The sequence below is a fragment of the Cellulosimicrobium sp. RS genome (assembly GCF_046159675.1).
Taxonomy (GTDB): Bacteria; Actinomycetota; Actinomycetes; order Actinomycetales; family Cellulomonadaceae; genus Cellulosimicrobium; species Cellulosimicrobium funkei.
The window spans coordinates 123,453-147,065 of sequence record NZ_JBJXVU010000008.1; the positions used below are offsets into that span (position 1 = coordinate 123,453).

General features: G+C 75.2%; 20 protein-coding genes and 1 riboswitch. Of the genes, 10 read left to right on the top strand and 10 right to left on the bottom strand.

The genetic code is table 11. The features are described 5' to 3' along the window. Positions 1–43 precede the first annotated feature (43 nt). Entirely contained in the window at positions 44–2,386 is a 2,343-nt protein-coding gene (locus ACI769_RS13655; RefSeq protein WP_043651895.1) for a bifunctional (p)ppGpp synthetase/guanosine-3',5'-bis(diphosphate) 3'-pyrophosphohydrolase, read from the top strand. A gap of 70 nt (positions 2,387–2,456) precedes the next feature. Continuing rightward, positions 2,457–3,563 (top strand): ATP-dependent DNA ligase, encoded by a 1,107-nt coding sequence (locus ACI769_RS13660; protein WP_409141744.1) that lies wholly within the window; start codon positions 2,457–2,459, stop codon positions 3,561–3,563. A gap of 29 nt (positions 3,564–3,592) precedes the next feature. Here the strand turns inward: ACI769_RS13660 and ligD are convergent, their stop codons facing one another. The 4 genes from ligD to ACI769_RS13680 form a co-directional block, all read right to left on the bottom strand. Beyond that, positions 3,593–4,669, bottom strand: coding sequence for a non-homologous end-joining DNA ligase (gene ligD / locus ACI769_RS13665; protein WP_396051504.1), 1,077 nt, complete (start codon positions 4,667–4,669; stop codon positions 3,593–3,595). A 10-nt stretch (positions 4,670–4,679) separates the two neighbouring features. Then, positions 4,680–5,333 (bottom strand): hypothetical protein, encoded by a 654-nt coding sequence (locus ACI769_RS13670; RefSeq protein ID WP_171467848.1) that lies wholly within the window; start codon positions 5,331–5,333, stop codon positions 4,680–4,682. 90 nt (positions 5,334–5,423) lie between these two features. Next, the gene (locus ACI769_RS13675) at positions 5,424–7,355 is read right to left on the bottom strand and encodes a DUF349 domain-containing protein (protein WP_409141745.1); all 1,932 of its coding nucleotides are present in this window, start codon (positions 7,353–7,355) and stop codon (positions 5,424–5,426) included. Next, entirely contained in the window at positions 7,352–8,101 is a 750-nt protein-coding gene (locus ACI769_RS13680; RefSeq protein ID WP_409141746.1) for a peptidylprolyl isomerase, read from the bottom strand. Before ACI769_RS13680 ends, ACI769_RS13675 begins: the two co-directional genes overlap by 4 nt. 213 nt (positions 8,102–8,314) lie before the next feature. Between ACI769_RS13680 and ACI769_RS13685 the strand changes: the two genes are divergently transcribed. Genes ACI769_RS13685 through ACI769_RS13695 form a run of 3 tightly spaced genes read left to right on the top strand, consistent with a single transcriptional unit; the run spans position 8,315 to position 11,252 of the window. Next, the gene (locus ACI769_RS13685) at positions 8,315–9,097 is read left to right on the top strand and encodes an MBL fold metallo-hydrolase (RefSeq protein ID WP_396051510.1); all 783 of its coding nucleotides are present in this window, start codon (positions 8,315–8,317) and stop codon (positions 9,095–9,097) included. 60 nt (positions 9,098–9,157) lie between these two features. Next, on the top strand, positions 9,158–10,555 hold the full coding sequence (gene hisS / locus ACI769_RS13690; protein WP_409141747.1) for a histidine--tRNA ligase: 1,398 nt from the start codon (positions 9,158–9,160) through the stop codon (positions 10,553–10,555). 28 nt (positions 10,556–10,583) lie between these two features. Further along, positions 10,584–11,252, top strand: a complete 669-nt coding sequence (locus ACI769_RS13695; protein ID WP_409141748.1) for a M23 family metallopeptidase — start codon at positions 10,584–10,586, stop codon at positions 11,250–11,252. Positions 11,253–11,269: 17 nt separating this feature from the next. Here the strand turns inward: ACI769_RS13695 and ACI769_RS13700 are convergent, their stop codons facing one another. From ACI769_RS13700 to ACI769_RS13710, 3 genes are read right to left on the bottom strand one after another with little or no spacing between them, the layout of a single operon-like run. After that, positions 11,270–12,058: an energy-coupling factor transporter transmembrane component T family protein gene (locus ACI769_RS13700; RefSeq protein ID WP_409141749.1), complete on the bottom strand. Its 789-nt coding sequence runs from the start codon at positions 12,056–12,058 to the stop codon at positions 11,270–11,272. Beyond that, complete coding sequence (locus tag ACI769_RS13705; protein WP_409141750.1) at positions 12,055–13,929, bottom strand: ABC transporter ATP-binding protein; 1,875 nt, start codon at positions 13,927–13,929, stop codon at positions 12,055–12,057. Before ACI769_RS13705 ends, ACI769_RS13700 begins: the two co-directional genes overlap by 4 nt. Then, positions 13,922–14,626 (bottom strand): ECF transporter S component, encoded by a 705-nt coding sequence (locus ACI769_RS13710; RefSeq protein WP_081600204.1) that lies wholly within the window; start codon positions 14,624–14,626, stop codon positions 13,922–13,924. The genes ACI769_RS13705 and ACI769_RS13710 overlap by 8 nt, the downstream gene beginning before the upstream one ends. Positions 14,627–14,729: 103 nt before the next feature. Continuing rightward, positions 14,730–14,849, bottom strand: a riboswitch (TPP riboswitch). A gap of 144 nt (positions 14,850–14,993) precedes the next feature. Between ACI769_RS13710 and ACI769_RS13715 the strand changes: the two genes are divergently transcribed. Beyond that, positions 14,994–15,431 (top strand): hypothetical protein, encoded by a 438-nt coding sequence (locus tag ACI769_RS13715; protein ID WP_034650696.1) that lies wholly within the window; start codon positions 14,994–14,996, stop codon positions 15,429–15,431. Positions 15,432–15,474: 43 nt separating this feature from the next. Further along, the gene (locus ACI769_RS13720) at positions 15,475–17,130 is read left to right on the top strand and encodes an Rv2578c family radical SAM protein (protein ID WP_144723136.1); all 1,656 of its coding nucleotides are present in this window, start codon (positions 15,475–15,477) and stop codon (positions 17,128–17,130) included. Positions 17,131–17,136: 6 nt separating this feature from the next. Here the strand turns inward: ACI769_RS13720 and ACI769_RS13725 are convergent, their stop codons facing one another. After that, positions 17,137–17,604 (bottom strand): PPOX class F420-dependent oxidoreductase, encoded by a 468-nt coding sequence (locus tag ACI769_RS13725; protein WP_043660852.1) that lies wholly within the window; start codon positions 17,602–17,604, stop codon positions 17,137–17,139. Positions 17,605–17,887: 283 nt separating this feature from the next. Here ACI769_RS13725 and aspS point away from each other — a divergent pair, with 283 nt between their 5' ends. The 3 genes from aspS (at position 17,888) to ACI769_RS13740 (ending at position 20,447) form a co-directional block, all read left to right on the top strand. Continuing rightward, positions 17,888–19,723 (top strand): aspartate--tRNA ligase, encoded by a 1,836-nt coding sequence (gene aspS / locus ACI769_RS13730; RefSeq protein WP_409141751.1) that lies wholly within the window; start codon positions 17,888–17,890, stop codon positions 19,721–19,723. 197 nt (positions 19,724–19,920) lie between these two features. After that, positions 19,921–20,058 (top strand): hypothetical protein, encoded by a 138-nt coding sequence (locus ACI769_RS13735; RefSeq protein WP_158097192.1) that lies wholly within the window; start codon positions 19,921–19,923, stop codon positions 20,056–20,058. Beyond that, entirely contained in the window at positions 20,055–20,447 is a 393-nt protein-coding gene (locus ACI769_RS13740; RefSeq protein ID WP_085387988.1) for a hypothetical protein, read from the top strand. The genes ACI769_RS13735 and ACI769_RS13740 overlap by 4 nt, the downstream gene beginning before the upstream one ends. On the opposite strand, the gene ACI769_RS13745 is transcribed toward ACI769_RS13740, so the two are convergent. Continuing rightward, positions 20,423–21,181 carry a response regulator transcription factor gene (locus ACI769_RS13745; protein ID WP_061267267.1) on the bottom strand — a complete coding sequence of 253 codons (759 nt, stop codon included), beginning with the start codon at positions 21,179–21,181 and terminating at the stop codon, positions 20,423–20,425. The genes ACI769_RS13740 and ACI769_RS13745 overlap by 25 nt on opposite strands. Positions 21,182–21,271: 90 nt before the next feature. Then, on the bottom strand, positions 21,272–23,518 hold the full coding sequence (locus tag ACI769_RS13750; RefSeq protein WP_409141752.1) for an MMPL family transporter: 2,247 nt from the start codon (positions 23,516–23,518) through the stop codon (positions 21,272–21,274). Positions 23,519–23,613: the final 95 nt, after the last annotated feature.

A 23,613-nucleotide genomic window follows, 5' to 3' on the forward strand; every position in this document is an offset into this window, starting at 1 on the left:
CGGCATCGTGCCGGTGGCGGCCGCCCTGCGGAAGGAGGCGCGCATGAGCGAGAACACCCGGACGTCGCGCGCTCCTGAGCGCGCGGGCGCCCCGACCTCCGGCACCGGCGGCTCGGGCGGGCGCGGTGTGCGCTCGCGCCTGGTCCGCTTCGGCGCGCGCCCCAACGCGGGCAGCCCGGCGCTCGAGCCGGTGCTCCAGGCCGTCCGCACCAACCACCCGCGCACGGACCTGAGCGTCATCGAGCGCGCGTACGAGACCGCCGAGCGCGCCCACCGCGGCCAGCTGCGCAAGAGCGGCGACCCGTACATCACGCACCCCGTCGCGGTCGCGACGATCCTCGCCGAGCTCGGGTTCGACGGGTCGACGCTCGCCGCCGCGCTGCTGCACGACACGGTCGAGGACACCGACTACTCGCTCGCGCAGCTCACCGAGGAGTACGGCGAGGAGATCGCCATGCTCGTCGACGGCGTGACCAAGCTCGACAAGGTCACGTACGGCGACGCGGCGCAGGCCGAGACGGTGCGCAAGATGGTCGTCGCCATGGCACGGGACATCCGCGTGCTCGTCATCAAGCTCGCCGACCGCCTGCACAACGCGCGCACCTGGAAGTACGTGTCGTCGTCGTCGGCGGGTCGCAAGGCGCGCGAGACCCTCGAGATCTACGCGCCGCTCGCCCACCGCCTCGGCATGAACACGATCAAGTGGGAGCTCGAGGACCTGTCGTTCCAGGCCCTGTACCCCAAGGTGTACGACGAGATCGTCCACCTCGTCGCCGAGCGCGCGCCGGCGCGCGAGGAGTACCTGGCCGTCGTGCGCGAGCAGGTCACGGCCGACCTGCGCAGCGCGAAGATCAAGGCCACCGTCACCGGCCGGCCGAAGCACTACTACTCGATCTACCAGAAGATGATCGTGCGCGGCCACGACTTCGCGGAGATCTACGACCTCGTCGGCGCGCGCGTCCTGGTGGACAGCGTCCGGGACTGCTACGCCGCGCTCGGTGCGCTGCACGCGCGGTGGAACCCCGTGCCGGGGCGGTTCAAGGACTACATCGCGATGCCGAAGTTCAACATGTACCAGTCGTTGCACACGACGGTCATCGGGCCGGGCGGGAAGCCGGTCGAGATCCAGATCCGCACGCACGAGATGCACCGGCGCGCGGAGTACGGCGTCGCGGCGCACTGGAAGTACAAGGAGACCGCGAAGTCGGGCGGCAAGACGGCGAAGGACGACGCCGCGGCCAACGACATGCGGTGGCTGCGCCAGCTCGTGGACTGGCAGCGCGAGACGGCCGACCCGGCCGAGTTCCTCGACTCGCTGCGCTTCGAGATCGGCGGCGCGGAGGTCTACGTCTTCACTCCCAAGGGCGACGTCATGGCTCTGCCGGCGGGCTCGACGCCGGTCGACTTCGCCTACGCGGTGCACACCGAGGTCGGGCACCGGACCATGGGCGCGCGCGTCAACGGCCGGCTCGTCCCGCTCGACTCGACGCTCGAGAACGGCGACTCGGTCGACGTCCTCACCTCGAAGTCCGAGAACGCGGGTCCGAGCCGTGACTGGCTCGCCTTCGTCAAGAGCCCGCGGGCGCGCAACAAGATCCGGCAGTGGTTCTCCAAGGAGCGCCGCGAGGAGGCCGTCGAGCACGGCAAGGACGCGATCGCCAAGGCGATGCGCAAGCAGAACCTGCCGATCCAGCGCCTGCTGTCGCACGAGTCGCTCGTCGCGCTCGCCAACGAGCTCCGCTTCGCGGACGTCACCGCGCTGTACGCGGCGATCGGCGAGGGCCAGGTGTCGGCGGCGAACGTCGTCTCCAAGCTCGTCCAGGCGATGGGCGGCGAGGAGGGCACGGTCGAGGACGTCGCCGAGACCGCGCGCCCCGGGAACACCGCGCGCCGCGTGCGCACGGGCGACCCGGGCGTCATGGTCAAGGGCGTCGACGACATCTGGGTCAAGCTCGCGAAGTGCTGCACCCCGGTCCCGGGCGACGAGATCATCGGGTTCGTCACGCGCGGGCAGGGCGTGAGCGTGCACCGCGCGGACTGCGCGAACGTCGTCGGGCTGCGCAACCAGCCCGAGCGGATCGTCGACGTCTCGTGGACCACGGGCAGCAACGCCATGTTCCTCGTGCAGATCCAGGTCGAGGCGCTCGACCGCGCGCGCCTGCTCTCCGACGTGACGCGCGTCCTGTCGGACAACCACGTGAACATCCTCTCGGCGACCGTCTCGACCTCGAACGACCGCGTGGCGATGTCCCGCTTCGTCTTCGAGATGGCGGAGCCCGCGCACCTCGCGCAGGTCCTCAGCGCGGTCCGCAAGGTCGACGGCGTGTTCGACGTCTACCGCATCACGGGGACGAAGGCCGCCGAGACGGCGCAGCTCCCCGCCTGAGCCGGGGCCGGGAGGCGGCTCGGCGGCACCACGCCGCGCAGGGCGGCAGGCCCGGTGGCAGCATCGGCACATGGACCTGCCCGTCATGCCCCCCGTGCTGCCCATGCTCGCGAAGTCCGTGCCCGCCGTGCCCGAGCCCGACGCCGTCGACGGCGGGTACGTGTACGAGCCGAAGTGGGACGGCTTCCGCGCGATCGTGTACCGCGACGGCGACGAGGTGCGGCTCGACAGCAGGAACGCGCGGCCCATGGACCGCTACTTCCCCGAGGTCGTCGAAGCGGTCCGGGCCGCGCTCCCGCCCCGGTGCGTGGTCGACGGCGAGATCGTCGTCGCGCGGGACGGTCGCCTCGAGTTCGAGGTGCTCCAGCAGCGCATCCACCCGGCGGCCTCGCGCGTGCGCCTGCTCGCGGAGCAGACCCCCGCGGCCCTCGTCGTGTTCGACGTGCTCGCGCTGGGGGACGAGGACCTCACGCGCGCGCCGCTCGCGCGGCGGCAGGAGGTGCTCGACTCCCTGGGCCTCGACGGCCCGGCGGTGCACGCCACGCCCCGCACGCGCGACGTCGCCGTGGCGCGGGAGTGGTTCGACACGTTCGAGGGCGCGGGCCTGGACGGCGTCGTCGCCAAGCCGCTCGACGGCACGTACCAGCCGAACAAGCGCGCGATGCTCAAGATCAAGCACGGTCGCGAGGCGGACGTCGTGCTCGCGGGGTACCGCCTGCACAAGACGTCGACCTTCGCGAAGCCGCTGCTCGGCTCGCTCCTGCTCGGCCTGTACGACGACGCGGGCCAGCTCCAGTTCGTGGGCGTGGCCGCGTCGTTCCCGACGGCGCGGCGCGCCGCGCTGGTCGAGGAGCTCGCGCCGCTCGTCGTCGAGCCGGGCACGCCGGACGCAGACGCGCACCCGTGGTCCGGGTGGGAGAACCCCGCCGGCGAGCGGATGCCGGGTGCGGTGTCGCGCTGGAGCTCGGGCAAGGACCTGTCGTTCACGCCGCTGCGTCCGGAGCGCGTGGTCGAGGTCGCCTACGACCACATGGAGGGCTCCCGGTTCCGGCACACCGCGCAGTTCCGGCGCTGGCGCGACGACCGTGACCCGGAGTCGTGCACCTACGAGCAGCTCGAGGAGCCGGTGCGCTACGACCTCACGGGCATCCTGCCCGGGGCGCCCGGCGTCGACTGACGCCCCACGCGCCGCGCGGGCGCGGCACGTCAGTCCCGGGCGCGGTCCCGGTCCTTGCTCGGCTGGACGCGCTTGGGCTCGCCGGGCATCTTCGGGTACTCGGGCGGGTAGGGGAGGTCCCCGAGCCCGTGCTCGGCCTCGTCGCGGCGGGACAGCTCCAGGGCGGGCTCGAGCGACGCGCCCGGGTCCTCCCGGTCGGCGCGCAGGGGTGCGAAGAGGTCGCCCACCGCGGCGAAGCGCGCGGGCATCGACAGCACGTCGAAGTCGTCCGGGTGGACGTCGCCGAGCTCCTCCCAGCGCAGGGGAGCGGACACCGTCGCGCGCTGGTTGGAGCGGATCGAGTAGGCCGACGCGATCGTGCGGTCGCGCGCCATCTGGTTGTAGTCGACGAAGATCTTGGCGCCGCGCTCCTCCTTCCACCACTTCGTGGTGACCTGGTCCGGCAGGCGGCGTTCGAGCTCACGACCGATCGCGATCGTCGCGCGGCGCGCGGCCACGAAGTCCCACTCGGGCGCGACCGGGACGAACACGTGGATCCCGCGGCCGCCCGACGTCTTGGGGTAGCCGGGGAGGTCGAGCTCGTCGAGGATCTCGCGCAAGTGCGGCGCGACGCGCACGGCGTCGTCGAAGTCGGTGCCCGGCTGCGGGTCGAGGTCGATGCGGAGCTGGTCCACCGCCTCGACGTCGCCGCCGCGCACGGGCCACGGGTGGAACGTCAGCGTGCCGAGGTTGGCCGCCCAGGCGACGACGGCGAGCTCCGTGGGGCACACCTCGTCGGCCGTGCGCCCGCTCGGGAACGCGATGCGCGCGGTCTGCACCCACTCGGGCGCGCCCTTCGGGATGCGCTTCTGGTAGAACGCGTCGCCGGTGTTGTCCGTGCGCGTGCTCATGCGCGCGCCCTCGAACACGCCCTTGGGCCAGCGCTCGAGCGTCGTCGGGCGGTCGACCAGGGCGCCGAGGATGCCGTCGCCCACGTCGAGGAAGTACTGCACGACGTCGAGCTTGGTGAGCCCGCGCGCGGGGAAGACGACGCGGTCCGGGCTCGTGACGCGCACGGTCCTTCCTCGGACGTCGAGCTCCACGGGGGGAGTCGTGGCTGCGGCCATGCCGACCAACCTAGACCGGGTCGTCGGTCCCGGCGAGCAGGAGCGCGAGGGTGCGTCGCGCCTGCGGCCGGCCGGCCCACCGGTGGCGCAGCTCGAGCGACCGTGCCGCCGCACGGGCGTCGAGCCCGCACACCGCGTCCAGCCGGCGCAGGGTGCTCAGCGCCTGCACCGGCTCGCACCGGGTGGCGACGTCGAGCGCGGTCCGCAGCACCGACGTGACGAGCACGCCCGCGACGAGGGTCGTCTCGTCGCGCAGCACGTGCGCCTGCCGCGCGGCCCGGCCCTGCCGCGGCGGCGGACGGTGACGCCCGGGCGGGTGGACGACGTCGAGCACGCGGGGCGGCGCGGAGCCGCACAGCACCCACGCGGCGGCCGCGCCAGCGAGCACCGTGCCGCGCGGCACCTGGTCGCGGACGGCGAGCGCGCGGAGCGTGGGGGTGACGGGCACGCTCGCCGGAGCGGCGACGTCGCCCCACAGCCGACGCAGGGCGCCCGCGCGGACGAGCTCCTGGAAGGCCGCCGGCCCGCCGACGTCCTCCGGGACGACGAGCAGGCCGACCTCCGGTCCCGGCGGAGCCAGCAGGTGCGCGAGCGCGGCAGCGGGGACGTGCCCCGTGGCGCGGGCGGATGCGGCGTGGTCGGGCGCGGTCGTGGCTGCGGGCACGCCCCTACCGTGCCGCACGGCCGTGGGGACGCGGAAGGGCCGGCACCCGTCTGTGGACGAGCGCCGGCCCTGCGACGAGCGGGACGTGCGTCAGCCGCGCGAGTCCTCCGCCGCGCGGACGACCTGCTCGAGCCAGGAGCGCCGCGCGGCGAGCGCCGTCTCGGCCTCCTTGACCGCGCGCGCGTCCCCGCGGCTCTGCGCGGCGGCGAGGTCGGCCTCGAGCGCCTCGATCGCGGCCTCGAGCTGCGCCGCCGCACCCTCCGCGCGGGCGCGCGTCTCGGGGTTGCTCCGCGTCCACTGCGCCTGCTCGGCGTCGCGGACCGCGTTCTCGACGGCACGCAGGCGGCCCTCGACGCGCTGCAGGTCGCCACGCGGCACGCGGCCGGCCTCCTCCCAGCGCTCCTGGAGGTCGCGCAGCGCCGCCTTGGCCGCGGCGAGGTCCTTGACGGGCACGAGCGCCTCCGCCTCGGTGAGCAGCGCCTCCTTGACCTCGAGGTTCGCCGCGTACTCGGCGTCGGTCGCGGAGTTCACCGCGTCGCGCGCCTGGAAGAACGTGTCCTGGGCGGCGCGGAAGCGGGCCCACAGCGCGTCGTCGTCCTTGCGGCTCGCCCGGCCCGCGGCCTTCCAGCGCGCCATGAGGTCGCGGTACGCGCCCGCCGTCGGGCCCCAGTCCGTGCTCGACGACAGCGCCTCGGCCTCCGCGACCAGCTTCTCCTTCGCGGCCTTCGCGGAGGCGTTGCGCTGCTCGAGCTCGGCGAAGTAGTGCCGGCGCTCGCGGTCGAACGCGGTGCGCGCGTGGCTGAACCGCTTCCACAGCGCCTCCTCGCTCGCGCGGTCGATGCGCGGGCCCGAGCGCTGGGCCTCCTTCCAGCGCTCCAGCAGCCCGCGCAGCTCCTCGCCCGCGGGCCGCCACTGCATGCGGCTCGGGTCGGTCGCGGCGATCTTCTCGGCGGCCTCGATGATCTCCGTGCGGGCCTCGAGAGCCGCGGCCTTCGCCGCGGCGCGCTCCGCCTCGAGCTGCGCGCGACGCTCGGCAGCGGCGCCGCGCAGCGACTCGACCTGCGCCCGGAGCCCGTCGAGGTCGCCGACCGCGGAGGGCTCCGCCGTCTCCTCGGTGAGCCGGGCGATCGTCTGGTCGATCTCCTTGACCGACAGGTCCGTGCTCGTCAGCCGCGCCTCGAACAGCGCGACCTTCGCCTGGAGGTCGAGGTAGCGGCGCACGTACAGCGTGAGCGCCTCGTCGGCGCCGACGCCCGGGAACTGCCCGACGGAGCGCTCGCCCGCGCTCTCGCGGACGTACACCGTGCCGTCCTCGTCGACCCGACCGAACGCGGCGGCGGCCTTGGCGGCGGCCGAGTCGTCGGCCAGCGCCGGGACGGCGGGCACCTCCGGCACGACGGCCGCTGCGGCGGGAGCGCCCGCGGCCGGGGCGGCCGGCTTGCGCGGCGGGTGCGGGAGCGCCGACGGCTTGGGCCGCGGCCCGGGACGCGGGGCGGCGGGCCGGGGCGCCGCCCCGGCGGGTGCCGTCGTCTCGGCGGCAGGAGCCTTGGCGGCGGGAGTGTCGTCGGCTGCCTCGGCTGCCTCAGCTGCGTCGGCGGCAGGCGCCTCCGGTGCCGCGTCAGCGGACGCGTCGGTCTCGGCCTCGGCGGCGGGAGCGTCGTCGGCCGCGGGGGCCTCGGTCTGCTCGGCCTCGGGGGCGGTCTCGGCCTCCGCTGCCGGTGCGTCGGTCGCCTCGGCCTCGGCGGCAGGCGTGGCCTCCACCTGCTCGGCCGGAGCGACTTCCTCGGCCGCGGCGGAGGTGGGACCCTCGTCGGTGGCCTCGGTGGCCTCGGTGGCCTCGGTGGCCTCGGTGGCCTCGGTGGCCTCGGTGGCCTCGGTGGCCTCGGTGGCCTCGGTGGCCTCGGTGGCCTCGGTGGTCTCGGGCGTCGGCTCCACGTCTGTCGCGTCGACCCGTCCGGTCTCGCTCGCCTCCGCGGGCTCCGGTGCCGGTGCGCTCGCCTGGTTCTGGGCGGGATCGCTCACTGGGTCTCAACTCCTTCGATGGTGACCGGGGTGGCGGGGGACCCGTCGCCGGATCCGTCCTGCGTCCCCGCGTCAGCGACTGCCTGGACGACGTCCAGGCCGGACGTGATGGTGCCGAACACCGTGTAACCACCCGCTGCGTCGGACGGGATGGTCGAGTCCTCGTAGACGAGGAAGAACTGCGAGCCCATCGAGTCGGCGTCCCCGCCCTGGCGGGCCATGGCGACGGTCCCCGCGGGGTAGACGTCGTCGGTGGGGGCGTTCTCGATGGGGCCGAACTTGTAGCCCGGGTCGCCCGTGCCGGTGCCCGTCGGGTCGCCGCACTGGAGCACGTAGATGCCCGACGTCGTGAGGCGGTGGCACGACGTGCCGTCGAAGTACCCGGACTCGGCGAGGGACACGAAGCTCGCGACCGCCTGGGGGGCGGCCGCGCCGTCGAGCGTGAGCGTGAGGTCGCCCGCGCTCGTGGTGAGCGTGGTGGTCCAGTCACGGCCCTCGGCGGCGGACGCGGGCGGCAGGGTGTGCTCGCCCGAGGGCGCCGCGCCCGTGTCGCCGCCCGGGTCGGTGCCGGGATCCTGGGTGGCGGCGAGCGCCCACCAGACGGCGACACCGATCACGACGAGCGCGACGACGACGCCCACGATCGACCACGTGCGCTGGCGCTTCGCCCGGAGCTGGGCCACGTGACGGTCCCACTTCTCCTCACGACGACGCGCCTGCTCGCGCTCGCGACTCTTCGTCGACACCCCAGCTCCTTCGTCCGGCGCCGCGACGGCGCGCACGGTCGACCCCGGTGCGGCCGTGGTCGGTACGGGACAGTCTAGGCACCGAGAACCCTGGTGGCGGGAGGATTTGCCGCGCGCAGGTCACGGTCCGGTATCGACGGCGCCGGCCCGCAACCCGCGCTGCGCCCGCCCGGAGCCGCCCCGCCGCCCGTGCTGCGGGCTACCCTCGCCCTCGTGGACCGACCTCGTGGCACGACGCCGACTCCCTCTGCCGAGCACGGCGCGACCCCGCCCGGACCGGCCGTGCACGTGGTGGTGGCGCCCGTCTTCGGCACGAACTGCACGGTGGTGAGCGCCCCGGGCGGCGACTGCGTGGTGGTCGACGCGGGGGCCGGGGTCGCGGACGCCGTCGTCGCGCACGTCCGCTCTGCCGGCCTCGTGCCTCGCGCCGTGCTCGCGACGCACGGCCACGTGGACCACACGTGGGACGCCGCGGCGCTCGCCGACCGCTTCGGGGTGCCCGTCGTGCTGCACGCGGCCGACGCGTACCGGCTCGCGGACCCGTTCGGGAGCCTGGAGCACGGCGGGCGCGCCGCGAGCCGTCCGGGCGCCGTCGTGTCGGGCCCGCTCGGCGCGGCGCTCGCGGCGGCCGGCGCCGGGCCGCAGGACTACCGCGAGCCGGGCCTCGTCGAGACGTTCGACGTACCCGCGGGCAGCGAGCAGGAGCTGCGCTGGGGCGGCGTCGCGCTGCGCGCGGTGGGCGCGCCCGGGCACACCGAGGGCTCCACGCTCTACCTCGTGGGCGAGCCGGGAGCGGGTCTCGTGCTCAGCGGCGACGTCCTCTTCGCGGGCTCCGTCGGCCGCACCGACCTGCCGGGCGGGGACGGCGCGACGATGGCCCGGACCCTGCGCGACGTCGTCGCGCACCTGGACCCGGCCTGGGACGTGCTCCCGGGGCACGGCCCCGCGACGACGGTCGCGCGCGAGCTGGCGACGAACCCCTTCCTCGCCCGCTGAGCGACGGGCCGGGGCCGGACGATGCGGTCGTCGGTCCCGGTGTCTGGGAAGATCTGACCCATGGCCAGGCCCACACCCCTCTCCGGTTTCCCCGAATGGCTCCCCGACGGTCGGATCGTCGAGCAGCACGTCCTCGACACCCTGCGCCGGGTGTTCGAGCTGCACGGGTTCGCCGGGATCGAGACGCGCGCGGTCGAGCCGCTCGACCAGCTCCTGCGCAAGGGGGAGACGTCGAAGGAGGTCTACGTCCTGCGCAGGCTCCAGGAAGAGACGCAGGACGACGCCGCGGCCGGGTCGGCCGCGAAGGGCGACAAGCAGCTCGGCCTGCACTTCGACCTCACCGTCCCGTTCGCGCGCTACGTGCTCGAGAACGCCGGGCACCTCGCGTTCCCCTTCAAGCGCTACCAGATCCAGAAGGTGTGGCGCGGCGAGCGCCCCCAGGACGGGCGCTTCCGCGAGTTCACCCAGGCCGACGTCGACGTCGTCGGCGCGGGCGAGCTGCCCTACCACTACGAGGTCGAGCTGCCGCTCGTCATGGCCGAGGCCCTGGGCGCGCTGCGCGACATCGGCGTGCCCGAGGTCCGCGTCCTCGTGAACAACCGCCGGGTCGCCGAGGGGTTCTACCGCGGGCTCGGCATCGACGCGGTCGACGAGGTCCTGCGCCAGATCGACAAGCTCGACAAGGTCGGCCCCGAGAGGGTCGCCGCGCTGCTCGAGTCCGAGGCCGGCACGACGCCCGAGCAGGCGCAGGCGTGCCTCGCGCTCGCGGGTATCAGCGGGAGCGACTCCGGCGTGGTCGACCGCGTGCGGGCGCTCGCGGCCGAGCACGGCGTGGAGAGCGAGCTGCTGGAGACCGGGCTCGGCGAGCTCGGCGCGCTGATCGAGGCCGCGAGCGTGCGCGCCCCGGGCGTCGTCGTCGCCGACCTCAAGATCGCGCGTGGCCTCGACTACTACACCGGGTCCGTCTACGAGACCGTGCTCGTGGGCCACGAGCAGCTCGGCTCGATCTGCTCGGGCGGGCGCTACGACACGCTCGCGTCCGACGGCGCGAACACCTACCCCGGCGTCGGCCTGTCGATCGGCGTGTCCCGGCTCGTGTCGCGCCTGCTCTCCGCCGGCCTCGTGCGCGCGACGCGGTCGGTGCCGAGCGCCGTCGTCGTGGCCGTCACGAGCGAGGAGACGCGCGACGCCTCCGACGCGGTCGCGCACGCGCTGCGCGCCCGCGGGGTCCCGGTCGAGGTGGCGCCCGCGGCCGCGAAGTTCGGCAAGCAGATCCGCTACGCCGACCGGCGCGGCATCCCGTTCGTCTGGTTCCCCGGGCGCGTCGAGGACGACGGCACGCGCTCGCCCGACCAGGTGAAGGACATCCGCTCGGGGGAGCAGGTCGACGCCGACGCGGCGACGTGGGAGCCGCCCGCCGGGGACCTCTTCCCGCGCGTCGTGCCCGCGGAGGGCTGACCCGCCGCACCGGGGAGGGGAGGGCGACGTGACGCGACCGGTCGAGCTCGCCCTGCCCTTCCAGGGGACGTGGCTCGTGCGCAACAGCCCGGCGCGCCGCGTGCCGAGCCACGGCACCGACCTCTTCGCGACGACGTACGCGATCGACTTCGTCGCCGTCCGAGGGCGGCGCACCGCCGCCGTGCGCGACTGGCGCACCGTGCTGAGCACCGAGCCGCCCGAACGGTTCGTCGCGTTCGGGCGGCCCGTGCTCGCCCCGGCGGCGGGCACCGTCGTCGCGGTGCACGACGGCGAGCCCGACCACGAGGCCCGCCGGTCGCCCACCGCGCTGCTCGGCTACGCGCTCACGCAGGCGGCGCGGGCGCGCGGTGGCGCCGCCGCGCTCGCGGGCAACCACGTGGTGCTCGCCCTCGACCCGCCCGGCACGTACGTCGTCCTCGCGCACCTGCGCGCCGGGTCCGTGGCCGTCGTGCCCGGCCGACGGGTCGAGGCGGGCGACGAGCTGGGCCGGTGCGGGAGCTCGGGGAACTCGACGCAGCCGCACGTGCACCTGCAGGTCATGGACGCGCCGGACGCGCTCGCCGCCCGCGGGCTGCCGCTCGTCTTCCGGGGCTTCCGCGAGCGGTCCCGCGACGGCTCGTCGCGCGTCGTGGACCTCGGCGTCCCGGCGGAGGGCGCGGTCGTCGAGCCTGCGTGACCGCGGTCCGGCAAGCCTCACGCCGTGAGCGCGCCCAGCCCCGTGACCCAGCCCGCACGGACCCCGACGACGACCACCGCCGCGGCGACGGCGAGCACGACGACCGCGGCGACGACGTCGGGCACGCCGAGCGGGACGGGCCGCGCCGTGGTGCGTGGACCGGAGCCCAGGCCGCGCGACTCGAGCGCCACGGTCAGGCGCTCGGACCGGCGCACGGCGCCGACGAGGAGGGCGAACGCGGCGGTCCCGAGCGCGCGGGGGGACCGGGGGAGCGTGCCGGGCCGCCGCCGCGGGTCGCGCACGGCCTGCGCGCAGCGGATCGTGTGCCAGGCGTCGGGCAGCTCGACGAGCAGCCGGTGGGCCGCGAGCACCGCGTACGTCCACGTCAGGGGCAGCCGCCCGTGCTGGTGGAGGCTCGTCATGAGGTGCACCGGGTCGGTCGTCACCGCGACCGTGAGCGAGAGGGCGCCGACGAGCAGCGTGCGCACGGCGAGCCCGGCGCCGATCGTCAGGCCGTCGGAGCCGACGGTGACCGGCCCCAGGTCGACCGGGTCGCCGCCGGGCCGGGTGGCGACGTTGACGACCAGCAGGCTCGTCGCGAACACGAGGAAGGGCACGTGCGCCAGGGCGAGCGTGCGCACGGGGACGCGTCCCGCGACCAGCAGCGCCGCGACCGTGAGCACCCACCCGATCGCGGGGGTGTACGGGTCGGTGACGAGCAGCGCACCCGTCGACACGACGAGGACGGTCGCCAGCTTGACCGTCGGGTTCCAGCGCCCGAGGGGCGTGCTGTGCGGCGCGCTCACGGGGCGACCTCCGCGAGGGCTGCGGGCGCGGTCTCTGGGGGTTCGGCCGCGACGGCGGTGCCCGAGGCTGCGTCGAGCGCCCGGACGAGCGCGCCCGGGTCCACGCCGTGGCGGCGGCCCGTGCGGGCCCACCACGCGAGCAGGGGAGGACGGCTCAGGCGGGCGCGCCGGCACAGCGCGTCGTCGGCCAGCACGGTGGCGGGCGGCCCGAGCGCCACGAGCCGGCCGCCGACGACGACGGCGACACGGTCGGCGAGGGCCGCGACGAGCGCGAGGTCGTGCGTGACGACGACCACCGCGCCGCCCGCGTCGGCGCGCTCGCGCAGCGCGTGGGCGACGGCGTCCGCCTGGGAGCGGTCGAGCCCCGACGTGGGCTCGTCGGCGAGGAGGACGGGTGGGTCGAGCACCGTCGCCGTCGCGAGGGACAGTCGCCGCTGCTCGCCGCCGGAGAGCCGGTACGGGTTCGCGTCGGCGAGGTGCGTGAGGGCGAACGCGTCGAGGGTGCGCGCGACGCGTCCGTCGACGTCGTCGAGCCGCGCGTGCCGGGCCGACCAGGCGACCTCGTCGAGGACCGTGCGCGCGAGGAGTTGGTGCTCCGGGTCCTGGAACACCATCGCGACGGGCGCGCCGGGCGTCGTCGTGACCTCGCCCGTGGTCCGTTCGAGTCCCGCCAGCCCGCGCAGGAGGGTCGACTTGCCGCCGCCGTTCGGCCCCACCACCGCGAGCACCTCGCCCGCTCGCACGTCGAGGTCGACGTCGCGCACCACCGGCGTCTCGTCCCGCCCGCGCCCTCGGCGGCCTGCCGCGGCGCGGTGCACCGCGAGGCGACGGGCACGCAGGGCGACCGGGCGGTCAGGGGCGAGCGCCGCCGGGCCGGCGTCCGCGTCACGGGGGTCCGCGGCGCGGGGGTCGACGGCGCGGGGGTCGACGGCGCGGGGGTCGACGGTGCGGGGGGCGGTGCGCGCGAGGTCGACGAGCCAGTCGTCGGTCGCGGGCGCGCCGAGCGGGCCCGGGGCTCCTGCCTGCCGGAGCCGGACGTCGAGCGGCAGCCAGCACCCGAGCTCGGCGAGCGTGGCGGCGTGCGCGCGCAGGACGGCGGTCGTGGGGCCGTGCGCGACGACGCGGCCGGTGTCGTCGAGCACGAGCGTCGCGTCCGGGAGCGTCCCGACGTCGTCGAGGCGGTGCTCGACGAGCACGACCGACCGGCCGGGGGTGTCGGGCGCGTCCCGTCCGGGCGCCCGGACGAGCCCGCCCACGAGCGTCCCGACCTCGTGCGCCGCGGCCGGGTCGAGGAACGCCGTCGGCTCGTCGAGGACCACGAGCTCGGGGTCGGCGACGAGCGCCGCCGCGAGGGCGACGCGCTGCGCCTCGCCCCCCGACAGCGCGTGGGTCGGCCGGTCGTGCAGGTGGTCCGCACCGACGGCGGCGAGCGCGGTGGCGGCGCGGGCGTCCATCGTGCGCGGGTCCGCGGCCCGGTTCTCGAGCGCGAACCGCAGCTCGTCGTCGACGCGGGCGAGGCAGAGCTGGTCGCCCGGCCGCTGCTGGACGAGGCCGACGCGCGCGGCGAGCGCCGCCGGGGTCGTGTCGCGCGGGTCGACGCCCGTCACGCGCAGGTCCCCCGCGACGGAGCCCGGCAGCGTGTGGGGCACGACGCCGACGAGCGCACGCAGCAGCGTGGACTTCCCGCAGCCCGAGGGGCCGAGCACGAGCAGCCCGGTGCCCGCGGGGACGGTGAGGGTGAGGTCGTCGAGCACGCGCGTGCCGTCGTGGCCCACGGTGACGGTCAGGCCGGCGGCGGCGACGGCGTCGGGCAGGTCGCCGGGCACGGCGTCCGGCGTGACGTCCGGTGCGGCGGTCGGTGCCTCAGCCACGGCGGTCAGCCCCGATCGCGAAGGCGTCGAGCGCGCCGGTGCGGGCGAGGGCGTCGCCGAGGAGGCGCGCCGCGATCCCGCACAGCACGACGCACGAGACGACCTGCACGCCGAGCCGGAGCATCGCGTAGTCCTGCCCGAGCCAGCCGAAGCGGACCGCGTTGAACGCGTACGTGACGAGCGCCGCGCTGACGCCCGACGCGACGAAGACCCACCAGCCGTAGCGGCGGTACCGGGTGAGGGCGAAGGGGATCTCGGCACCCACGCCCTGGACGAGCCCCACGAGGACGAGCAGCGGGCCGGCGGGCGACGCGAGGAAGACCACCTCGACGAGCGCCGCGAGCGTCTCGGTGAGGATGCCGACGCCCGGCTTGCGCACGATGTACGTCGCGAGCGGGCCGACGACGATCCACGCGCCGGCGAGCACGTTGGCGGCGAGGTCCGCGAGCGGTCCCATCGCGAGCTGGAGCGGGGCCCAGAGCTGCACGAACGCCCAGTAGACGAACCCGAACACGACCCCCAGCACGGCGACGAGGACCGTCTCGTGGAGGGTGAGGCCGCGGCGTCGGGCACGGCTCGGGGGAGCGGCGACGGCGCGGTCCCGGGGGGCGGGCGTGGGACCCACGCCGTCGGGTCGGTCGTCGGGCGTGGCGGTGGGCGGGGTCGCCCGGGGCGGCGTGGTGCGGGGCTCGGTCATGCGGTTCCCTCCGTCGGGCCCCCGGGGCGAGGGGTGCACGACGGCGCGCCACCGCGCCCCGCGCGGACGGCACGCGCGGGGCGCGGGCACGAGCGGGCAGGGGACGGTGACGTCCGCCCTGCTCCCTTCGCTGGTACGAACCAGATCAGGTTCCACGGGTCTGCAGGGGGGACGGGTGTCCGGCCTGCACTCTCAGCGCTCGTGCGCTCCCCGGGGGCGTTCGGCCCGACCCTAGGGCCTGGACGCCCGCCGGACAATCCCGGCGTCTCACCCACCGGGACGCCCGGCCGCCGTGAGAAGGTGACGGCGACGAGGAGCCCGCGCGGACCGGGGACGGGCTCCGACCACGAGGGACGAGGCAGCGCGCATGACCCGAGACAACGATTCCGCCGCGGTCGCAGAGCTGGACCGCCTCGACGAGGCCGTGCGGAGCGCGCCCGCGGGCGACACGTCGGCGCAGATCGCGCTGTGGCGGCAGACGGTGCGCCTCGGCACGTGGTTCTTCATCGCGCGGGGGTCCGAGGACCAGCCCCGTCCGTACGCCGTCGCTGCGGACCAGGGGCCCATGATCTGCCTCTACAGCAGCGCCGCGCGCGCGGACGAGGCGGCCCGGGCGCTCGGTCTGGCGGACGACGAGACAGGCTCCGTGCCGCTGCTCGGGGTACCTGTGCCGGCGGCGATCGACTACGTCGCGTCCTTCGGCGCGGCCGGGGTCGTCGGTGTCGCGCTGGACCACCCGCGCATCGGCCACCACATCCCCCTCGGGAACCTGGCGCTGCTCAAGGCGTGGTCCGCCGACGGCTGACCCGCTCTTGACAGCGCGTTCGAACGTTTGTTCGAATGGCGCGATGCGGTGGGACGGACAGGTGCTCGGCGCGGACGACGGCGCGCTCCCCGGGCTGGAGCGGGTCGGCCTCGTCCGCAGCGTGCGCACGCCCGAGTTCGCGGGCATCACGTTCCACGAGGTCACGGCCAAGAGCGCGCTGTCCAAGGTGCCGGCGATGTCGCGCATGCCGTTCCGGTGGACCGTCAACCCGTACCGCGGGTGCAGCCACGCGTGCTCCTACTGCCTCGCGCCCGCCACCCCGGTGCTGCTGGCCGACGGCGCGCAACGGCCGATCGGCGAGCTGCGTGTCGGCGACGAGATCGTCGGCACCGTCCCGCACGGCGCGTACCGGCGCTACGTGCGTACCCGCGTGCTCGACCGCTGGACCACCCGCAAGCGCGCCTACCGCGTGACCCTCGCCGACGGCACGCGCCTCGTCGCGAGCGGCGACCACCGGTTCCTCACCGAGCGCGGGTGGCGCCACGTCGTCGGCGGTGCCGGGCACCGTGCCCGCCTGGCGCTCGGCGACGTACTCGTCGGGCCGGGCGCCGCGGCGCTCGCGGAGGGGCGGCCCGTCCTCGACGGCCAGGACGTCACCGGCGGCGAGGCGCTGCGCGTCGACTCCCTGGAAGCGCTCGACGGGCCGGGGGAGACGACGGAGCTGGTCGACATCACGACCGGCACGCGCGACTTCGTCGCCGCGGGGGTCGTGAGCCACAACTGCTTCGCCCGCCCCACGCACCAGTACCTCGACCTCGACGCGGGGGAGGACTTCGACCGGGAGGTCGTGGTCAAGGTCAACGTCGACGACGTGCTGCGGGCCGAGCTCGCCCGCCCGTCCTGGGCGCGCGAGGCCGTCGCGCTCGGCACCAACACCGACCCGTACCAGCGCGCCGAGGGTCGCTACCGCCTCATGCCCGGCATCATCGACGCGCTCGCCGGGTCGGGCACGCCGCTGTCCGTGCTGACTAAAGGCACGCTCCTGCGCCGGGACCTGCCCCTGCTCGTCGACGCCGCCTCGCGCGTCGAGGTCGGGATCGGCGTGTCCCTCGCGCTCCTGGACCCCGAGCTCCAGGCGAGCGTCGAGCCGGGCACGCCCTCGCCGCGCGCGCGGCTCGACCTCGTCCGCACGGTCCGGGAGGCCGGTCTGCCGTGCGGCGTCATGGTCGCCCCCGTGCTGCCGTGGCTCACCGACTCGACCCGCGCGCTCACCGAGCTGCTCGACGCCGTCAAGGACGCGGGCGCGACCGGCGTCACGGTGCTGCCGCTGCACCTCAAGCCCGGCACTCGCGAGTGGTACATGGGCTGGCTCGCGCGCGAGCACCCGCGGCTCGTCCCCGGTTACGAGCGCGTGTACGGCTGCGGCACGTACGCCTCGACGGCGTACCGGTCCTGGCTGTGGGACCGGGTGCGGCCGATGCTCGAGGCGCGCGGGTTCGCCGTCGCGGGGCACCGCGGCCCCGCGGGCGTCGAGGGCCGGTTCCGCCGCGGCGAGCCCGGCGACCGGCACCGCCGGCCAGGGCCGCCGACGGACGGCGCCTACCCGGCCGGCAGCCTCGCCGTCGACCCGGCGCCGCAGGACGCGCGCCACGGCCACGGCGGGGCGCTCGCGGGCATGCCCGTGGACGGCGGCGGGCTCGACGTCGTCGGCGGGGGAGTGGAGCAGGTCCTGTTCTGACCTGTCTCAGGCGTCGGCGAGGCGCGCCGGGAAGCCGCCCGTCGCCACCGGTCCCCAGCGCGTGATCGTCAGCCGCACGAGCGACTTGCCCTGGGTGACCATCGCGGCGCGGTACTCGTCCCAGTCCGGGTGCTCGCCGCCCACGGCGCGGTAGTAGTCGACGAGCGGCTCGACCGACTCGGGCAGGTCGATCACCTCCGCCTCGCCGTCGACCTGCACCCACGGGTCGGAGAACCGCTCGCCCAGGGACAGCAGCGACGCGCGCGGGTCGCGGCGCACGTTGACCGCCTTGGCGCGCTCCGGGTACGTCGACACGACGACCCGACCCGCGTCGTCGACCCCGTACGTGACCGGGCTGAGCTGGGGACGGCCGTCGGCGCGGGTGGTGACGAGGACGCCGTCGTGCCGGGAGCGCAGGAACTCCTCGAGCTCGTCGCGCTCGACGCGCCGGTTCGTCGCGATGGTGCGTGCCACGGGTCACCCTCCTTCGTGCGGGCGGCGGGCCGGACGGCCCTGCCGCGGCCGGTCGGCCCGTGCGCGCCCGCAGGCGCCGCGCCGGTCCCGGCGGTGCCGCCACGGGACGTCGCGGCGGCACCGCCACGGTATCCGGTCGCCCCCGCCGGTCGAGAGCCGACCGTCGACCGCCTCCGGTCGGAGGTATCCGGTCGAGCCGCCCGCCCGCCCGCACTAGACTTCAGCGGACGCGCCCCCGCTCCGGGAGCGCGACCCCCCACCGCCCACCTGGAAGGAACCCTCCGTGCTGCGCACCCGAACGGCCGGCTCACTGCGGGCCGAGCACACCGGTCAGACCGTCACCCTCACGGGCTGGGTCGACCGTCGGCGCGATCACGGCGGCGTCGCCTTCATCGACCTGCGCGACGCCTCCGGCATCGCCCAGGTCGTCATCCGCGACGAGGCCGTCGCGCACCCGCTGCGCAACGAGTTCGTCCTCCAGGTCACGGGCGAGGTCTCGCGCCGCCCCGACGGGAACGAGAACCCGTCCCTGCCCACGGGCGAGATCGAGGTCGTCGCGACCGACGTCGTCGTGCTCAACACCTCCGAGGCCCTGCCGTTCCAGGTGTCGACGGCGCTCGCGGACACCGAGACGATCGGCGAGGAGGCGCGCCTCAAGCACCGCTACCTCGACCTGCGCCGGCCCGCCCCCGCGCACGCCCTGCGCCTGCGCGCCAAGGCGAACCAGGCCGCACGCCGCGTGCTCGACGCCGAGGAGTTCGTCGAGATCGAGACGCCGACGCTCACCCGCTCGACGCCCGAGGGCGCGCGCGACTTCCTCGTGCCCGCGCGCCTCGCGCCCGGCTCCTGGTACGCGCTGCCGCAGTCGCCCCAGCTGTTCAAGCAGCTCCTCATGGTCGCGGGCATGGAGCGCTACTACCAGATCGCGCGCTGCTACCGCGACGAGGACTTCCGCGCCGACCGCCAGCCCGAGTTCACGCAGCTCGACGTCGAGATGAGCTTCGTCGAGCAGGACGACGTCATCGCGCTCGCCGAGAAGATCCTCGTCGCGCTGTGGGAGCTCATCGGGTACACGATCCCGACGCCCATCCCGCGCATGACCTTCCACGACGCCATGCGGCTGTACGGGTCCGACAAGCCCGACCTCCGGTTCGGCAACCCCCTCGTCGAGCTCACGGACTACTTCCAGGACACCCCGTTCCGCGTGTTCCAGGCCGAGTACGTCGGCGCCGTCGTCATGGCGGGCGGGGCCTCGCAGCCGCGTCGCCAGTTCGACGCGTGGCAGGAGTGGGCCAAGCAGCGCGGCGCTCGCGGCCTCGCGTACGTGACGTTCGGCGAGGACGGCACGCTCGGCGGCCCCGTCGCGAAGAACCTGTCCGACGCCGAGCGCGAGGGCCTGCGCGACGCGACCGGCGCGCAGCCGGGGGACGCCGTGTTCTTCGCCGCGGGCAAGACGTCGGACTCGCGCGCACTGCTCGGCGCCGCGCGCCAGGAGATCGCGAAGCGGACGGGTCAGATCGACGACGACGCGTGGGCGTTCGTCTGGATCGTCGACGCGCCGCTGTTCAAGCCGACCGGTGAGGACGACGACGTCGACCTGGGCCACTCCGCCTGGACCGCCGTGCACCACGCGTTCACGTCGCCCACCCCGGACTGGGTCGACACGTTCGAGCAGAACCCGGGCGAGGCGCTCGCCTACGCCTACGACATCGTGTGCAACGGCAACGAGATCGGCGGCGGGTCCATCCGTATCCACCGTCGGGACGTGCAGGAGCGCGTCTTCGACGTCATGGGGATCGGGCCCGAGGAGGCGCAGGAGAAGTTCGGCTTCCTGCTCGACGCCTTCAAGTTCGGTGCGCCCCCGCACGGCGGGATCGCGTTCGGCTGGGACCGCATCGTCGCGCTGCTGACGAAGTCGGACTCCATCCGCGACGTCATCGCGTTCCCCAAGTCGGGCGGCGGGTACGACCCGCTGACGCAGGCACCGGCCCCGATCACGCCCGAGCAGCGCAAGGAGGCGGGCGTCGACGCGAAGCCCGCCGCCCCGTCGCGCGACGGCGGCACCGAGGGCGGCGCGGACGGCGACACGACCGGTGAGAGCGGGCGCACGGACGCCTGACCCCAGCACGCTCGACGCCGAGGGCGCGCCACCCTGCCGGGTGGCGCGCCCTCCGCGCGTCCGGAAGCTGTTGATCCCGCTGCCGCGAGCTCAGGATCTTGAGCAGATCCTGAGGTTTCGCTGCGCCGACGCGGCGGGTCCCTCGCGCCAGGGCGCGCAGGATCGATCCCGTCGGACACCACGAGAACGAGGCACTCATGACCGCCCTGCTCACCGACCGCGACGCGGTCGACGTCGTCGAGCCTGCGCCCCACGGCGCCCGGCTCGACCGTGATCGGTGCACGCCCGACGAGACCCGGGGCGTCCCGGGCCGCCACCACGGCCCCCGCACGTGAGGGAGGACCTGCGCCAGGCGTGGACGGCGCTCACGGACGACCTGGACGGCGACGTGCAGGCGGTCCGGCGCTTCTTCGTCGCGTACCGGGACCTCGTCGTCCCACGGGTCGACGCGGCGGCGGTCGCGCTCGCCCGGGGCGACGACGAGGAGGCGCGCAGCACGCTGCTCACGGTGCGGTCGACGTCGCTCATGGTCGGGGCCGCGGAGGTCGGGGACGCCGCCTCCGCGGTGCTCGACCGGCACCGCGCCGGGCACCGCACGACCGCGGACGAGGCGCGCGCGCTCGCGACGCTGCGGGCCGCCGCGCGCAGCGCGTGCGACGAGGTGGCGCTGCTGCTCGGCGACCCGCCGCCCGCCGTCGGTCAGCCCGTGGGGTCGAACCGGTAGCCGACGCCGCGCACGGTGCGGATCCACCGGGGCGACGACGGACCGTCGCCGAGCTTGCGGCGCAGGTTCGCGATGTGCACCTCCACGCTGCGCCGGTCCGCGTCCGTGACGTACGTGCCGGCGTCGTACTCCTCGCCCCACAGGACGCGGACGAGCTCGTTGCGGCTGACGACGCGACCCGCCGCCTCGACGAGCGCTCCCAGGAGGTCGTACTCGCTGCGCGTGAGGTGGACGGCCTCGCCGTCGACCGTGGCGGTGCGGCGCGGGACGTCCAGCAGGAGCCCGTCCGACCCCACGAGGGTCGGCTCGTGGTCCGCCGGGGCGGGCCGGGCGGCGTCGGCACCGTCCGACGGCAGGCCGCGTCGCGGGCGCCGCAGGAGGGCCTCGATCCGGGCGCGCAGCTCGCGCGGGCGGAACGGCTTCGTCTGGTAGTCGTCGGCACCGGCGTCCAGGCCCATGAGAGTGTCGATCTCGTCGGTGCGCGCGGTGAGCATCACGATGTAGGTGTCGGAGATCTGACGGATGCGCCGGCACACCTCGAACCCGTCGATGTCGGGCAGGCTCACGTCGAGGGTCGTCACGACCGGGTCGGTCCGCCGGACGAGCTCCACGCCCTCGACGCCGGTCGCGGCCGCCTCGGTGACGAAGCCTGCCTGACCGAGCACCGTCTGCAGGAGATCACGGATCTCCGCGTCGTCCTCGACGATGACTGCGGTGCGTGTGTTGTCCGCCATCCGTCTCCCCCCGTGCGACTGAGTCTGCCGCCTACCGTAGCCGCCCGCGGGAGTGCCCGCGCACGAACCGTCCCCGCCGGTCGGAGCGTCTCAGTGGGTGATCGCGAGCCGACGGTGCACCCGGCGCAGCGGCCCGGGTGCCCACCAGTTGTACCGCCCGAGCAGCGTCATCGTCGCGGGGACCAGCAGGAGGCGCACGATCGTCGCGTCGATGAGGACGGCGACGGCGAGCGCGAACCCGACCTCCTTGATGACGAGCAGGTCGCCGAACACGAAGCCCGCGAACACGACGACGATGATCGCCGCCGCCGACGTGATGATCCGCCCGGAGCGCTGCAGGCCCAGGCGGACCGCCTCGTCGTTGGAGAGCCCGGCGTCGTACAGCTCCTTGATGCGCGCGAGCAGGAACACCTCGTAGTCCATGGCGAGACCGAACGCGAACGCGACGACGAGCGCGACGACGTACGTCTCGATCCCGCCCACGGACGAGAAGTTCAGCAGCCCTTCGAGGTGACCGTCCTGGAAGACCCACACGAGGACCCCGAGCGAGGCGGCGAGCGACAGCGCGTTCGTCAGGAGCGCCTTCACCGGCACGACGACGGAGCCGGTCATGAGGAACAGCAGCACGAGCGTCGCGCCAACGACGATCCCCACGGCCCACCACACGCGCTCGCCGAGCGCCTCGAGGAAGTCGACCTGCCCCGCCGCCTGGCCGGTGACCCACACGTCGAAGCCCGGGTCCGTCGCGCGGACCTCCCGCACGACCGACACGGCCTCCGGGCCACCGGCGTCGTCCGCGTCGACGTGCACGCCCACGACGGCGTACGACCCCAGCGGCGCCGCCGGGTCGACGCTCTCGACCCCGTCGAGCGCCGCCACGTCGTCGGCCCACGCCTGGGCGTCCTCGACGCTCGCGTCCACGACGGCGACGACCTGGGCACCCGCGCTCGACGGGTACTGGGCGGCGAGCTCGTCCACGAACTCGCGCTGGGGAGAGCCCTGGGGGAGCAGCTCGATCCCGGAGTTCCGCAGCTGCAGCCCGAGCACCGGCAGCGCGAGGACCACGAGGAGCGCCGCCGTGGTGAGCAGCACCCACAGCGGGTGCCGCTGGACGCGCCCCGCGAGACGGGAGAACGCGCCCTCGTCCGACTGCACGTCCGCGGTCCGGGCGAGCACGCGGCGCAGGCCCGGGACCCGGCCGAGCAGCCCCGGGCGGGCGAGGCGACGGCCCGAGTACGCGAGCAGCGCCGGGACGAGGGTGAGCGCCGTCGCGACGGCCACGAGCACGACGCCGAGCCCGGCCGCGCCGACCGCGCGCAGGATGTCCGGGCGGAACACCATGAGCCCCGCGATGGAGATCGCGACCGTCAGCGCCGAGAACGCGACCGTGCGGCCCGCGGTCTCCATGGTGCGCACGAGCGCCGCGTGCACCACGCCGTCGCCGCGCCGCCGGCGCAGCGACGGGTCGTCGCCCGCCTCGATCAGCCGGTGCAGCTCCTCCCGGAACCGCGACACCACGAGCAGCCCGTAGTCGATGGACAGGCCCAGGCCGAGCAGGGTGACGACGTTGACGATGGAGGCGTCGACGTCGAGCACGTACGTCAGGCCCAGCAGCACCCCGAGACCGGCACCGATCGACGCGACGGCCCCGGCCATCGGCATCGCCGCGGCGAGGAACCCGCCGAAGACGAGCACCATGATGAGCAGCGCCACCGGGAGGGCGACGGCCTCACCCGTCGTGAGGTCCTCCTTCACCTGGCTCGTGATCGCCTCGACGATGAGCCCGTTCGACCCCACGAGGCCCGTCGCGTCCCCCGCCGCCTCCGGGGCGGCGTCCGCGAGCACGTCCGGCACGGCCTCGAGCTGCTCCACGACGCGGTCCGCGACCGCGTCGGTGCGCTCGGCGTCGAGGTCGGTGCGCAGCGTCACGACCGAGAGGAAGCCGCGACCGTCCTGCGCGACGAGCGACTGCGCCGCCGGGTCCTCCACGCCGCCCGGGATCACGTACGGGTCGATGACCGTGTCCACGCCCTCGATGGCGACGAGGTCGGCGTCGACCCCCGTCATCGCCTCCACGACCTGCGGGTCCGCCGGGTCGACGCCGGACACCAGGAGCGTGATCTCCGTCCCGCCCTCGTCGTTCTCCGCGAGGACCTGCGACGCCCGCTCGCTGTCCGAGCCCGGGATCGTCGGCGCGCCCGTCGTCACACGGTCGAACACGCTCTCCCCGTGGACGCCGAACAGCGCCAGCGCGAAGCCGAGCGCTGTCAGCAGGACCCACACGACGACGGTGAGACGCGGGTGGCGGGCGACACGACGACCGAGGCTCGAGAACACGAGCGCCAGCATCCCACCCGCCCGCGCCGCGTGTCAGATCCCCCACGCCCCGGGGCCGGACGTTCACCCGACCTCCTCGACCCGGCACCGCCGCG

Excerpts from the sequence above, each read along its gene's own strand:
- hisS (WP_409141747.1), top strand. The coding sequence starts at position 9,158 with ATGGCCAGGCCCACACCCCTCTCCGGTTTCCCCGAATGGCTCCCCGAC.
- ACI769_RS13720 (WP_144723136.1), top strand. The coding sequence starts at position 15,475 with ATGCGGTGGGACGGACAGGTGCTCGGCGCGGACGACGGCGCGCTCCCC.
- ACI769_RS13745 (WP_061267267.1), bottom strand. The coding sequence starts at position 21,181 with ATGGCGGACAACACACGCACCGCAGTCATCGTCGAGGACGACGCGGAG.
- ACI769_RS13735 (WP_158097192.1), top strand. The coding sequence starts at position 19,921 with ATGACCGCCCTGCTCACCGACCGCGACGCGGTCGACGTCGTCGAGCCT.
- ligD (WP_396051504.1), bottom strand. The coding sequence starts at position 4,669 with ATGGCCGCAGCCACGACTCCCCCCGTGGAGCTCGACGTCCGAGGAAGG.
- ACI769_RS13655 (WP_043651895.1), top strand. The coding sequence starts at position 44 with ATGAGCGAGAACACCCGGACGTCGCGCGCTCCTGAGCGCGCGGGCGCC.
- ACI769_RS13660 (WP_409141744.1), top strand. The coding sequence starts at position 2,457 with ATGGACCTGCCCGTCATGCCCCCCGTGCTGCCCATGCTCGCGAAGTCC.
- ACI769_RS13710 (WP_081600204.1), bottom strand. The coding sequence starts at position 14,626 with ATGACCGAGCCCCGCACCACGCCGCCCCGGGCGACCCCGCCCACCGCC.
- ACI769_RS13715 (WP_034650696.1), top strand. The coding sequence starts at position 14,994 with ATGACCCGAGACAACGATTCCGCCGCGGTCGCAGAGCTGGACCGCCTC.